Source organism: Psychrobacter immobilis (genome assembly GCF_904846225.1).
Taxonomy (GTDB): Bacteria; Pseudomonadota; Gammaproteobacteria; order Pseudomonadales; family Moraxellaceae; genus Psychrobacter; species Psychrobacter immobilis_F.
Genome location: NZ_CAJGZJ010000036.1, coordinates 1 through 12,637, shown reverse-complemented (window position 1 = coordinate 12,637; position 12,637 = coordinate 1). Strand labels below are relative to the sequence as shown.

Below are 12,637 nucleotides of genomic sequence, written 5' to 3'. Positions count from 1 at the left end.
GTGGTTTGATTATTATCGTCAAGCTGCATAACTAAAATCTCCCAAGTTTAACTATACGGATTTGACGGCAGGGGTCAATGAGTACTCCATCGCTTAATCAGTACACTATGAAGTACACTACAGTTATCACAACAACTCAAAACCGCGATATCATTAGCCTGAACCTGAAGGTTCAAGTCCTCACTAGGGAACCATACTTACTACCATAACCATATGTTTAAGCAAATTAAATATCTTGGTTGCCCTATAGTGATAAACTTAGCTTTGATGAATATCAACCTAAATTTATAAGGAATAGATATGGTAACGAGTGCAAGTTTATTTGCTGTATCGCTGATAGCATTGGGGATTGTTTTGTCTCCCGGACCAAATATGATGTATTTGGTTTCAAGGTCTATATCACAAGGACGTATTGCAGGAATGATATCTCTAGCAGGCGTTGGTGCAGGGTTTTTATTCTATATGATTGCTTCAGCAATTGGCCTAGCTACCTTATTCAAAGCAGTTCCAATAATGTATGACATTATAAGAATTGCAGGTGCTATATATCTAGGTTACTTAGCTTGGAACATGGTTAAACCGAAGGGTAAGTCAGTATTTGTCGCTGAAGAGCTTAAACCTCATTCACCTCTAAACCTGTTCTCAATGGGATTCGTCACTAATTTATTAAACCCTAAAATTGCATTGATGTATGCAGCTCTCATTCCACAGTTCATTGATCCGTCCAATGGCTCTACTTTTAGTCAATTTATACAATTAGGTATGGTTCAAATAGTGATAGCAATTACCGTTAATGGACTTATTGTACTGAGTGCGTCTTCAATCAAAAATACGATAGCTAAAAAACCCTCTATAATGCTCATTCAAAGATGGTTATCAGGTACGGTACTTGGTCTATTCGCCATCAGTATGTTAAGACAAAAAACACCGACTGTGTAAAAGTATAAACTAACCCCAAAAAACCGCGCATATTTCCATAAAAAAACGCTATAGCAAATAACTTTAGACCCAAAAAAGCTACTGAGTCATTTGCGATAAGATAGTCATATCCTTAAAAAAATACTTTTAACAAGTAACTAGGGCGTATTAAATACGCCCTAGTTCAAACTTAAACGATGACCACTTATACAAGCGATCTATTAACTTAACCAATGGAAACGGTAGGCAATCCAAGCGACAATGGCACTGACCGATCCCGTCAAAATTCCACCCCAAGCAAAGTCGACTAACGCGGTATCTAGCGTAAAGCCCTTATACAGTGCCAAATTGGTAAAGTCGTACGTTCCGTAAGCCATCAGACCAATCAAACCACCAAGCAAGAAAATATGACCGACCGAAGTACCTGCTTTGATTTGTGGGTATAGCACCAATATGCAAAGTGCCAATACATAGAACATATAAAACACGCCAGCAGCGACCATATTTGGCTCATCAGCCAATAAGTGACCAATACGAGGCTCATAAAAAGCCCCTTTCATGGTCGTGAGCCAAACCGCATCAACGCCCAAAAATATGACCACAGCGGCAAGATAGATAAATACATAGGCCATAAACGACTTCCTTTTATTGAGATGATTGTAGTCGCTGCTTATGAAGACACAGCGTTTTGTTTGGACACACTTTTGTCTTTATCGTTCATGAGGTCATGAATGAGGCGACTGCTTTGCTCTTCGCTGAAACTGTCATGCGATGACAAATCAGAGAAATGCATCGTGTCGATATTATCAGGCTTCACTGCGGTCAATTGCACCACGCCAATTGTCCGTTCTAAAAACCCACCTTCACAGTAGCAAAAGTAAAAATTCCATAACCGAATAAAGGCATCATCATAACCGAGCGCTTCGATTTCTGCACGCTGCGCCATAAAAGCCGCACGCCAATCACGTAGCGTGTAAGCATAATCAAAGCCATAGTCATGCAACTGTTTGATGACCATATCGGTCTGCTCAGTGAACTGAGTGCTTAGCTCTTGGTTTGACAGCAGGCAACCACCTGGGAAAATATGCGTTTGAATAAAATCGACTGAATCTATGTAATCTTGGTAGTCTTGGTCATTAAAGGTAATGGCTTGCAATACCATAAGGCCAGTGGGTTTGAGCAAACTGTCACACTTGGCAAAAAAGGTCGGCAAGTACTCATGTCCCACGGCTTCAATCATCTCGATACTGACCAACTTATCATACTGTCCTGTCAACTCACGGTAGTCTTGCTTAAGCAGTGTGATTTTATCAGACAGACCTGCCGCATCCACTCGTCGCTTCGCTTCATCATATTGCGCATCAGAGATGGTCGTTGTCGTTATGTGACAGCCATAATGAGTAGCCGCATAAATCGCAAAACCGCCCCAGCCTGTCCCAATTTCAATCACGTGATCGTCAGCGGTCAGCTGTAGCCGCTGGCATATGAGTGACAGCTTATGCTGCTGTGCCTCGCTCAGGGTTACCTCAGGCGTACGATAAACCGCTGATGAATACATCATCGTGTCATCCAAAAACCGCTGATACATGTCATTGCCCAAATCATAATGCGCTAGGATATTGGATTTGGAACCAGACTTATCATTACTACGTAGCTGATGCTTCGCCTTTTCAAACGCCTTGCTCACGCCAGCAAAACGGTTCTCTAGTTTATTGAGAACCGCCAAGTTACGTGCTGCCAATCGAATCAAACCCGTCAAATCATCCGTGTCCCACTCACCATTGATGTAACTGTCTGCCAGCGCAATAGAGCCACCCAGTAACAGTTGACGATAAACAGCACTATCATGAATCATCAAAGTGACGTGTAATGGATGCCGACCAACAGCCGAGCTGCTCGCTATGTTAGTACACACGCTACCAAAGCTGCTTGTCGTTGGTGTTTGTTCGCCAAATGATTCGATCAAAGTCAAACTACCGAACTGAATATGCTTTAATGCTCGAAATATGAGCTTTCTGGCCAGTTGATTTACGCCATCACTGATAGGTTGCAAGATGGTGCTTTCATTGACTATTTTATTTATACGATCAGTCAATTTCTCTAATGTTGAGCTGGGTGCGCGGTCGGTCGGTCGTGCTGGCATCGTATCTTTGTCCTTATCTAAATATTCAATATTTTGATGTTGTATTTTTAAGACTTTCTGAATTTTTTGGACTCTTCAATTATTAAGTGTCCGTGTTCTGAGTGTTTGCTTGATGCTGTTGGCTATCGGCCAGCTTTTCATCATAGTTAATATAAGGCACTTTTTTGATGGCATAAAGCTTGAAAGCATGCCAATAAATGCGCGTTAAAGACGTCATATTCATCAGCGGATTTTGTCGCAAACTTTTACGGATAGAAACATCAGTCATTGGCACCCCCGACATTTTTATGCCAGTTTTTAACACTTCACCGCGCTCATCACTGATATTAATCGCAATACGAACTTGCAAGCCAGTAGCTGGTTGCTCCTTTGCCTCATTTTTTACTGTATGTTTTATCGTAACCTGCCAGCGATATAGCTGGTCAATAGGGTTAAAAGGCGACACATGAAAGTCTTTATCATGGCAAAACTCAGTGTCCTCACCCTCTAATAAAAATCCATAATAATGACGTTTGTCCCATGGTGTATTAGAGACCTCAGCCAACAAGTGTGTCGGCATCTGCTGCTCGTCAAATCCCAAGTAAAAATTGACTGGGCTAAAATACATACCCGCATTACGACATACCAGCAATCCCAACATATCACCTGTGGGCGCGCTACCTGCATGTTTGGCAAATGCTTGGCTTAAACGCTGATTTAACGCTTGATTAGAATATAAATTACTATCAACACTTTCGTTATCGCTTAGGCTATTTAACCCTTGTAGGTAATCGTCGGGACAGAATCGTTGCAGCGCTTTTTTGTTAGCTGAAAATAAAGGCAACCCTTTCGCAAGCAATTTCTTTGGCAATACCGCATTTAGCGGCCATTTTCTCAGAATTTTGCTTTTGCCAATGCCCTCTGTACTTATTTCAGGAAGTGCCTGCCCTGCTGCCAATGCACTGATATTGACGCCCCAATAACGATAAGGGTAAACAAATTTATTCACGCTAGGTAGCAACCGGCTGTGCCATGTCGTGCCTTCAAACACCTGATGTGGCAAGGCAGTATCATCACGAGGAAACTCATGAATAGGCTTAGCATTAAAAGGTTGAGCGGACGTGGTCATAGACAATCTCTTTTATAACGGCGTACTTTTACAAAACGCGTTGCCATATTAAGCGCAATGCTATTTGGCTTTACGGAGACCAAATAATCTTCGTTTTTTATTTTGGTTGGTATCATTATCTGCACTCTGTAAGCGCTCAGCATACTCAACCAGCTCCTGATTGGTCGTCGCCATAGTGACCTGTCGCTTATTAAGTTTGCGCGACTTCATATCAGCCTTTATCGGCAAGTCTTTATAACGAAACGGCGTATGTGCGCTGTCCGCATCAGGCAAATGCGTCGGATCAACCTCATCTTTTATATCAATGCCATGACCGAGCGCCTGACAGACACGTAGACCACTGCGTACACCATCTTCATGGAAGCCATTGAACCAATATGCCCCGCAAAAATGCGTGTGCAAGCCATTGCCAGAGATACTTGACCATTTGGTTTGAGCATCAATCATGGCTAAATCGAACACTGGATGACTGTAATCAATACGCTTAATAACTTGGCTATCATCGATATTGTGGTTAAGCGTGACTAGATAGTTATGCTTTTTGGTCAGGCGTTGCAAGATGTTCATATGATATGTCAGCACTGGCTTTGTCGGTGTTTGTGCATTTCTGGCTGCTTGCTCATCCGTCACGTTGACCGAAGCTTTTTTATCGATGAGGTAATTCCAACTTGCCCATGCCAGTGGCTTGTTAGGCAAAACACTGGTATCGGTGTGCAATACAGCGGTGTTTTTAGTAAAGCGAAAATGACTTAGCACTTCAGACTCATCGGTACTGGCATCTTTTAAAATATTAAGCGCGGTATCTGCGTGACAAGCAAAAACAACCTCATCAAATGCAAGATTCTCGATAGTATTGTCCGTCACCCCTTTATTCTGAACCGTCAATACCACTTGCTCACCATCACGCACCACAGACTGGACGGGGCTATTTACTCGCACTTTACCGCCCGCTTTGATAAAGCGTGGAATCAATTTATTAACGTACTGTTTTGAGCCACCTTTGATCGTAAACCATTGTGGACGGTTGACCACGTCGAGCAACCCATGATTGTCAAAGAACTGTGCAAAAAACACCAATGGGAAATCTTGTACTTCATCCAAACTGGTTGACCAAATGGCAGAAACCATCGGTAGTAGATAGTTATCAGTAAACAGCTGACCGTAGTTTTTTTGTGCCAAATAACCACCGAGTGTTTGCTCAGTAAAGCCGCTAATATCTTTTCCTTGGGCACGCGCGCTATCATAATCTTGACGCAGTTGCTTAATGTGTTTATTAAACTGCACGACATCTTTGATAAACTGCCAAAATTTCGGATTGAGTATATTTTTACGCTGAGACAATAGCGTGTTTAGCGTGTGACCATTATATTCAAAATGACGTGCCGTATTCTTTACCGAAAAGCTCATGTCCGTCGCTTGAAACGGTACTTTTAGCTCATTAAGCAAGCGGAAAAAATTGGGATAAGTACGCTCGTTAAACACGATAAAACCGGTATCTATTGCGCTACTCTCTACGTGACTGCTCTTTGCCTTTTTACCATCCTGTAGTGCCACATCAATCGTATTTACATGCCCACCAATATAGTCATCGGCTTCAAAAATCATTACCTCATGCTGCGCTCCTAGATAATGAGCACAGGTCAAGCCCGACACGCCCGACCCGATAATGGCGATACGTTTTTGAGTAGAATGCTGATCAGAATCCTGTGCAGTATTACTATTAGCAGTTTTTTGATTGTTTGTAACAGTCTTTTGATTGTTTGCACGCTTGAAACGAATAAACGGCATAAAAGCATTCCCTTCTGTATTTTTGCTGTACTTATGATTGATGATACTTCTATAAATCGTGACAAATTATTTTTTATTCAGCTTTCCACTAACTTGCTGCCAAACCAAGTCAGGTAGCGTACCTAATGCTTTTAAAGGCAAGGTAAGTTTTTTGGGAAATTCAATCACATCATGACCGCTGTCGATGCCATCGCGAATGGCTTGGCTTGCTTGCTTAGTTGTTTGAATAAATGGCATGGGAAAATCATTCTGCTTGGTCATTGGGGTTTCTACAAATCCCGGTACGACCAAGCTAACTGATACATCATGCGGTGCAAGACTGATCTGTAAAGTCTTCATTAGATAATGGATAGCAGCCTTTGAGCTACCGTACGCCTCTGCTCTGGCAAAAGGCACATAAGCAGATGCTGAACCAATACCGACCAAACGACCTTTTGAAGCAATCAGCTTGGGCAAAACTCCCTCGATAGCGTGCGACAGCGTGCCCATATTCACTGACATTACTTTCATAAATGAAGCGCTATCAAAGTTTGGCATGTCCAAATATTCACACATGCCAGCACCGCAAATCGCCAAATCTATTTCACTGATTTTAGTAAAGGCGTCGATCACTTTTTCTCGATACATAAGATCTACATTAATGGTTTCTGCGCCCAGTGACTTTAGTTCAGCCAATGCATCATCATCACGACCAACGGCATATACATGATGATTTTCTAGTAGATAGTCTTTGGCTAATTGATTGCCGATACCAGAAGTCGCTCCAGTAATGAGAATATGCATTTTTTCAGAAGATTCTGTCATATTAAATGTCCTTTTAGTCGCACTTATTTATTAGTTGTAATTATTTATAAAAAATTCGCTACTTACCTAATTTTTAAATACTCAATGGTTATTGTTATTAAGCTGAGTACATTAAGTTAAGGTGAGTGTATTAGGCGTATTTTTTTAACTTACTGTCCATTCTATTTATTAAATATAAACAATCATAGGGTCAGCCTATAGGTTTATTGTTGTGGTTTCGCAATCACTCTACCTCTGCATTTACCTGTCACAATGCGGGCTCAATGGCTTATAAATTCGTCAGTTTCTGTTACCCGCGCTATAAGACAGAGCAATAGCAGCATGCTACAATACTAAAATCAAAAACACATATATTTACTGATAGTTATATATTATTGAATATGAATCATCTTTAAAATACCTTACAAACTATCATTTTTTAATGGCCTAATCGCTTATCTGATAATGTTTAAAAAGATATACCATTAGTCATACATTTTTACCACTCCCACTCCAACATAAAAAGGATCTCTCATGAGCGAGTTACAACTGTCTGACCGCGTCAATAACATTAAGCCGTCACCTACTCTAGCGATTACTAATAAAGCCAAAGAGCTAAAAGCAGCGGGTAAGGATATAATCGGTCTGGGCGCTGGCGAACCTGATTTTGATACACCAGAACATGTTAAAAAAGCAGCGATTGATGCAATTAATGATGGTTTCACTAAGTACACTGCTGTTGACGGTACGCCAGAGCTCAAAAAAGCCATTATTGAGAAGTTCAAACGCGACAATGACATCAGCTATGAGCCTAACGAAATTTTGGTATCCGTCGGTGGGAAGCAATCGTTTTTTAACCTTGCCCAAGCTTTTATCAACTCAGGCGATGAGGTTATTATTCCAGCGCCGTACTGGGTCAGCTACCCTGATATGGTTATCATTGCAGAAGGCGTGCCAGTCATTGTTAAATGCCCTGCTGAGCAAGATTTTAAGATCACTCCAGAGCAACTAGAAGCCGCTATCACTGATAAAACCAAAATGTTGGTATTAAATAGCCCCTCTAACCCAACTGGCATGATTTATACATTAGACGAGCTAAAAGCAATCGCTGAAGTACTAAAGAGGCACCCACAAGTCTATGTGGCCTCAGACGACATGTACGAGCACATTCGCTGGACGGGTGATAAGTTTTACAATATTTTGAATGCGGCACCTGAGCTAAAAGACCGTGCTATCATCTTAAATGGCGTTTCCAAAGCCTATGCGATGACAGGCTGGCGTATCGGTTACGCTGGTGGTCCTGCAAAACTGATCGGTGCGATGAAAAAAGTACAATCACAATCAACCTCTTGCCCAACGTCCATCAGTCAAGTCGCTGCCGAAGCGGCTATTAGCGGCGATCAAAGTGTGCTAAAACCAATGGTAGACGCATTTGAGAAGCGTTGCGATCTCGTTGTTAACGGTTTGAATGCCATTAAAGGTATCACTTGTTTGCGCCCTGATGGCGCGTTCTATGTTTATCCTAACATCGAACCTTTGATCAAAGCTGCTGGCTTATCAACTTGTACTGAGTTTTCAGAATGGTTATTAGAAAAAGTTGGTGTTGCGGTCGTACCGGGTGATGCTTTCGGTCTTGGTGGCTTCATGCGTATCTCTTACGCCACTGACGAAGCCACGTTGAAAGATGCCTTATCACGTATCGAAAAAGCAGTGGCTGATTTGGACGTGGCTGAATAAATCTCAAAAAGCAATTAGCCTAAAAAGTATGTTGATAAACAGACACGTCCCATCGTTGCTATGCGGCATGGCGGCGTGTTTTTTGTTGAGATTGTTGCTGTTTTCTGGCAAAAGTCTCCTATCACGTCATTAAAACGATAATTTTCACTAATTATGTAAAAAAAGCTTGACGTATTTTTTATCTTTGCTAGAATACGCCCCACTTAGCAAGAACTCGTTAGAGACTGCTAAGCTCGTTGTAAGCCATTAAACACTTACAGCTTATTCTCCAATAGCTCAGTTGGTAGAGCAACGGACTGTTAATCCGTGTGTCCCTGGTTCGAGCCCAGGTTGGAGAGCCATATTTTAGTAGTAAATTTTTTGAGTCATCTTTGATTCGATTATGGCATTTGCCAAGACCCTCATCACTTTGATGAGGGTTTTTTTATGGGCGCTATTTCTACCGATTAGAAAACGCCATTTATATAGTAGAGCTCTTGCAAAAGTAGCAGAGAATTTTACAATAATTAATATATTCACAGCTGGCTAGGAACCATATCAAATATAGATATTGTAGCGATGAAACAACTTATAATATAAACGATTGTCAATCTCAAGGTTATATTTTAGATATAGCCCCCTCCTGCGCTATTCCCGCTGACCAAGCTGATAGCTATCTTAAAAATAAAATTAAACCAACTATGTAATTAATATGACAGCTATTAACTATTGATACGATGACCAAACGCTCATGCAGTCTATCGGTGATGGCGAGCACTTAATCAACACAGGTAGCTTATTATCACAAAGTCGCCCTAGCCTATTTGCCACTGACTATTTGCCACTGACTATTTGCCACAGCCTAAGAGCAAGCAATAGAGAGCAGCTATCGAAACACGGGCAACGGCTTATCAGAATGGGTCACTGATCATCGCACAGAACAAGCTTACTCACAATTAAAAGTGGACAGTGCTGCTGTATCTGCCAGTCTAAAAATAGGCATAATCAATCCAGCAAAAGACAGTGCTAAACATCAAGGCATTAATGCCACCACCAATGCCCAAATCAATATTAAATCAGGTGAAGCACTTGTTCTATCAACCCAGCCTCAGACTCACGCACAATCTGGACAGCATAATTATCAACAGCATACCCCGACTCTTACTCAAAATGGTCTTGGTGGTCAGCACTTGGCTGAACACTTAATGCAATTGGGCTTGATAGACAAGTCAATGATCATAAAGCAATTAATTTAACTATTAAAGTTCGATTATTAAAGCATGATGTTATTGAGCCTTGACCATATAATAAAAATAGCTGCTACTAAACATATCTCAGATAAAACGGACATCATTTACGGTTGCCGACGGCGTTTGATAAGCCAACCGATGATAATCACGATAACCAGTATGCCAAATCCTTTGGAGTAAGGGGCTAACGCGCCTTCGATGATTTCATAGTTCTGTCCGAGATAATATCCTGCCAACGTTAATACTGCTGTCCAAATACTGGAGCCTAAAGCCGTCAATGCTAAAAAAGGCAACAGTGGCATATTGTTCATGCCAGCAGGGATAGAAATGAGCGAACGGACGCCAGGCACCATACGACCAAAGAACACGGCTGTTTTACCATGTTTATCGAACCAATCATTCGCGGACGTGATGTCATTAGGTTTAATGAGCATGTATTTGCCATACTTTTCGGCAAACGCGACCAAACGTTCTTCATCGAATACGCGACCTAAATAGTATAAGGGCAAAGCGCCAAGTGACGCACCTAGCGTGCCAGCAAGGATAACCAATATTAAATTAAAATCGCCTCTCGACGCTGCAAAACCAGCAGCTGGCATAATGACTTCAGAAGGTATGGGAGGAAAGACGTTTTCGGCAAACATGGCAAACACAATACCAAAGTAGCCAAACTTTGCCATAATACTGAGTACCCATTCGCTGATTTGATTCATACTTATTACTTCCCTTCATTACCGTTAGGTATCATTTTTTGAGCATATCTAACGATACAAGTGTCCAAATATTATTAGTCTTGACCTGATTTATGTCAAAATCTGCTGTTTTATGCTATTTATAGTATTCGCACTATAGCAACGATTAGATAAATGCCATGACCAGTCATTCGCCTCTTTCGATGAAATCCAGATACGTCTCCCTAGTGTGTGCTTTTGGAATCTTTACTATTCTGTATTCTTTGACTAATAGCTACGCACAAACGCTATTTTATGATATCCAGTTTTCTGAGCTAAATAGTATTAACTCTGTCTGGCCTAAAAAAATTTATAACCTAACCACACCGATTGACGCAGCGATTCCTTTTATTCCGCTAACGATTGTGCCTTATAGCTGGTCGATCATGCTGTTCTGTGCCAGCTTTTTTATGGTGAAAACGCCAGCACAACTTTCTTTATTAACACGCAAGTTAATCTTAGCCACGCTTTTCGCCTGCTTTATCTTTTATATATTCCCAGCCAAATTTACTGTTGAGCGCCCTACTGTATTAGGCTGGGCACGCTATGGTTATCAGTTTTTGCATATAACCGACAAACCCTTCAACCAGTTTCCTTCTTTACATGTGACATATGCCGTATTACTAGGAACGTCTTTATGGCAACTGTCGAAATCTGCTCTATATCGCTTAGCGCTTTGCTGTATCTGTAGCCTCATTATCGTATCCACCGTCCTAACTTATCAACATCATCTGTTGGATATTACTGGTGGCTTATTGCTGGCAGCGTTGGTAGTGATTATGGCCAAGAAGCTGCGGAACAACTTTGTTTTAAAATATCTGGCAGTAGCGATATCAGGATTTTTAATCCTCTCGATAACAGGGTTTATGCTTAATAGAAGCGTTGCCAGCCTCACTTTTAACTGGTTGTATTCCTTCATCGCCACGTACTGGATGTTAAGTTTTTTTGGTTTGGCGTGGACGTATCAAAACCCCAATCAGTCTCGCGATAAACGTTGGTTTGCAAAGGATAAACAAGGGCGTTTACGGCTTTCTACTTGGTTGCGATTTATGCCATTATTATTAGGCTATTGGCTGATGTGGTATCTTGGTCAAGGCTATCAATCTACTCAACATAAACGATCAAAAGCTAGCTCATTGAGCCATATTGACATAGACTCAAAATACAAAGTAGCGGACTCGATATATGTAGTCGCTACTCCGAAATTATTTAGCTTATCGCAAATGAGCGATAGACAGTATTTATATTTTTCCAATTTTACGAGGATTGTTGTGATTGACTCGGCTGTAGAGACCAACAGTCATAGTTTTAGCCTAAAAAAAGCCTTATCTACTCATGTGCAAGCACAGAGATTAGACGTTAATAATATAGGCATATTATCCTGCGATTCTCATCCATTATTGATCACTGTTCCTATTAAATATCTCTATTTTCCACTGCTTGATTTACAGTCATTAAAAGAGGTTGATGCTCAGGATTTCATCCAGTTGTTCAAAGAGATAGATACTTTAGCGGCACTTGATAGAATATCTGATATCACGATCAAACCGCTGCCTAGCAATAGGGTACTGATTAATTTCCAATGCGTGATGGGCTTATCCCGTAGCGTCGCTTTGCACGCTTTGTACCTGATCTATCTAGGAAAATTGACTGCCGATAATTATGTGTTTTGGATCAATGAGCAGTACCCAAACGCGCACATCAATGACTATTATCTGCCCAAGCTACTCGTTAATAAAATAGAAATTTTAGCTAAAAATGCTTGAGCAATCATTTTAAAATAATGACCAATACGTCCTCGCGATTGACGGCTATATCATCCTGCGTCATTAATACATCATTGATTGCTGATATAGCACTATCAACTTTTAATAATCTAAGTCAAAAAATGGTCACCTTTTAGCCACAAAATGGTTACCGAATACTTGATCACCGATTTTATTAAGATAGATTGTCGGTTGAGAAGTTGATATTGGATATAACAATAAAGAGCTAGCTGCTACTATCGAGAAAGTAGTGATAGAACATAAAACCTATAGCAATCAAATACTTAGCTAATATTACAGACACAAAAAAACCTCAAATATGAATACTTGAGGTTGAAACTTTTGTATTAAAACTAAGTTTTAAATATGGCGCAGCGGACGGGACTCGAACCCGCGACCCCCGGCGTGACAGGCCGGTATTCTAACCAACTGAA

At 41.0% G+C, this 12,637-nt stretch carries 11 protein-coding genes and 1 tRNA gene; 6 read left to right on the top strand and 6 right to left on the bottom strand.

Annotated elements, in window-relative coordinates:
* Positions 1-300 precede the first annotated feature (300 nt).
* Positions 301-939 carry a LysE family translocator gene (locus JMX48_RS13605; protein WP_201538687.1) on the top strand — a complete coding sequence of 213 codons (639 nt, stop codon included), beginning with the start codon at positions 301-303 and terminating at the stop codon, positions 937-939.
* A 200-nt stretch (positions 940-1,139) separates the two neighbouring features.
* Here the strand turns inward: JMX48_RS13605 and JMX48_RS13600 are convergent, their stop codons facing one another.
* From JMX48_RS13600 to JMX48_RS13580, 5 genes are all read right to left on the bottom strand, one after another.
* Positions 1,140-1,550 carry a DUF2177 family protein gene (locus JMX48_RS13600; protein WP_201538685.1) on the bottom strand — a complete coding sequence of 137 codons (411 nt, stop codon included), beginning with the start codon at positions 1,548-1,550 and terminating at the stop codon, positions 1,140-1,142.
* Between the two features lie 38 nt (positions 1,551-1,588).
* Complete coding sequence (locus JMX48_RS13595; protein ID WP_201538683.1) at positions 1,589-3,061, bottom strand: SAM-dependent methyltransferase; 1,473 nt, start codon at positions 3,059-3,061, stop codon at positions 1,589-1,591.
* A gap of 82 nt (positions 3,062-3,143) precedes the next feature.
* Positions 3,144-4,169 carry a DUF1365 domain-containing protein gene (locus JMX48_RS13590; RefSeq protein WP_201538681.1) on the bottom strand — a complete coding sequence of 342 codons (1,026 nt, stop codon included), beginning with the start codon at positions 4,167-4,169 and terminating at the stop codon, positions 3,144-3,146.
* Positions 4,170-4,229: 60 nt separating this feature from the next.
* The gene (locus tag JMX48_RS13585) at positions 4,230-5,957 is read right to left on the bottom strand and encodes an NAD(P)/FAD-dependent oxidoreductase (RefSeq protein ID WP_201538679.1); all 1,728 of its coding nucleotides are present in this window, start codon (positions 5,955-5,957) and stop codon (positions 4,230-4,232) included.
* A 66-nt stretch (positions 5,958-6,023) separates the two neighbouring features.
* A complete protein-coding gene (locus tag JMX48_RS13580; protein ID WP_201538677.1) occupies positions 6,024-6,761 on the bottom strand; it encodes an SDR family NAD(P)-dependent oxidoreductase in 738 nt (245 codons plus the stop codon).
* 513 nt (positions 6,762-7,274) lie between these two features.
* Between JMX48_RS13580 and JMX48_RS13575 the strand changes: the two genes are divergently transcribed.
* From JMX48_RS13575 to JMX48_RS13560, 4 genes are all read left to right on the top strand, one after another.
* Positions 7,275-8,477 carry a pyridoxal phosphate-dependent aminotransferase gene (locus JMX48_RS13575; protein ID WP_201538675.1) on the top strand — a complete coding sequence of 401 codons (1,203 nt, stop codon included), beginning with the start codon at positions 7,275-7,277 and terminating at the stop codon, positions 8,475-8,477.
* Between the two features lie 265 nt (positions 8,478-8,742).
* Positions 8,743-8,818, top strand: a tRNA-Asn gene (locus JMX48_RS13570).
* 389 nt (positions 8,819-9,207) lie between these two features.
* Positions 9,208-9,384 (top strand): hypothetical protein, encoded by a 177-nt coding sequence (locus tag JMX48_RS13565; RefSeq protein WP_201538673.1) that lies wholly within the window; start codon positions 9,208-9,210, stop codon positions 9,382-9,384.
* Positions 9,332-9,712 carry a type VI secretion system Vgr family protein gene (locus JMX48_RS13560; RefSeq protein ID WP_201538689.1) on the top strand — a complete coding sequence of 127 codons (381 nt, stop codon included), beginning with the start codon at positions 9,332-9,334 and terminating at the stop codon, positions 9,710-9,712. The genes JMX48_RS13565 and JMX48_RS13560 overlap by 53 nt, the downstream gene beginning before the upstream one ends.
* Before the next feature lie 98 nt (positions 9,713-9,810).
* On the opposite strand, the gene JMX48_RS13555 is transcribed toward JMX48_RS13560, so the two are convergent.
* Entirely contained in the window at positions 9,811-10,419 is a 609-nt protein-coding gene (locus JMX48_RS13555; protein ID WP_201538671.1) for a DedA family protein, read from the bottom strand.
* 242 nt (positions 10,420-10,661) lie between these two features.
* Here JMX48_RS13555 and JMX48_RS13550 point away from each other — a divergent pair, with 242 nt between their 5' ends.
* Positions 10,662-12,203 (top strand): phosphatase PAP2/dual specificity phosphatase family protein, encoded by a 1,542-nt coding sequence (locus tag JMX48_RS13550; RefSeq protein WP_201538669.1) that lies wholly within the window; start codon positions 10,662-10,664, stop codon positions 12,201-12,203.
* Positions 12,204-12,637 lie beyond the last annotated feature (434 nt).

Excerpts from the sequence above, each read along its gene's own strand:
- JMX48_RS13605 (WP_201538687.1), top strand. The coding sequence starts at position 301 with ATGGTAACGAGTGCAAGTTTATTTGCTGTATCGCTGATAGCATTGGGG.
- JMX48_RS13600 (WP_201538685.1), bottom strand. The coding sequence starts at position 1,550 with ATGGCCTATGTATTTATCTATCTTGCCGCTGTGGTCATATTTTTGGGC.
- JMX48_RS13595 (WP_201538683.1), bottom strand. The coding sequence starts at position 3,061 with ATGCCAGCACGACCGACCGACCGCGCACCCAGCTCAACATTAGAGAAA.
- JMX48_RS13590 (WP_201538681.1), bottom strand. The coding sequence starts at position 4,169 with ATGACCACGTCCGCTCAACCTTTTAATGCTAAGCCTATTCATGAGTTT.
- JMX48_RS13585 (WP_201538679.1), bottom strand. The coding sequence starts at position 5,957 with ATGCCGTTTATTCGTTTCAAGCGTGCAAACAATCAAAAGACTGTTACA.
- JMX48_RS13580 (WP_201538677.1), bottom strand. The coding sequence starts at position 6,761 with ATGACAGAATCTTCTGAAAAAATGCATATTCTCATTACTGGAGCGACT.
- JMX48_RS13575 (WP_201538675.1), top strand. The coding sequence starts at position 7,275 with ATGAGCGAGTTACAACTGTCTGACCGCGTCAATAACATTAAGCCGTCA.
- JMX48_RS13565 (WP_201538673.1), top strand. The coding sequence starts at position 9,208 with ATGCAGTCTATCGGTGATGGCGAGCACTTAATCAACACAGGTAGCTTA.
- JMX48_RS13555 (WP_201538671.1), bottom strand. The coding sequence starts at position 10,419 with ATGAATCAAATCAGCGAATGGGTACTCAGTATTATGGCAAAGTTTGGC.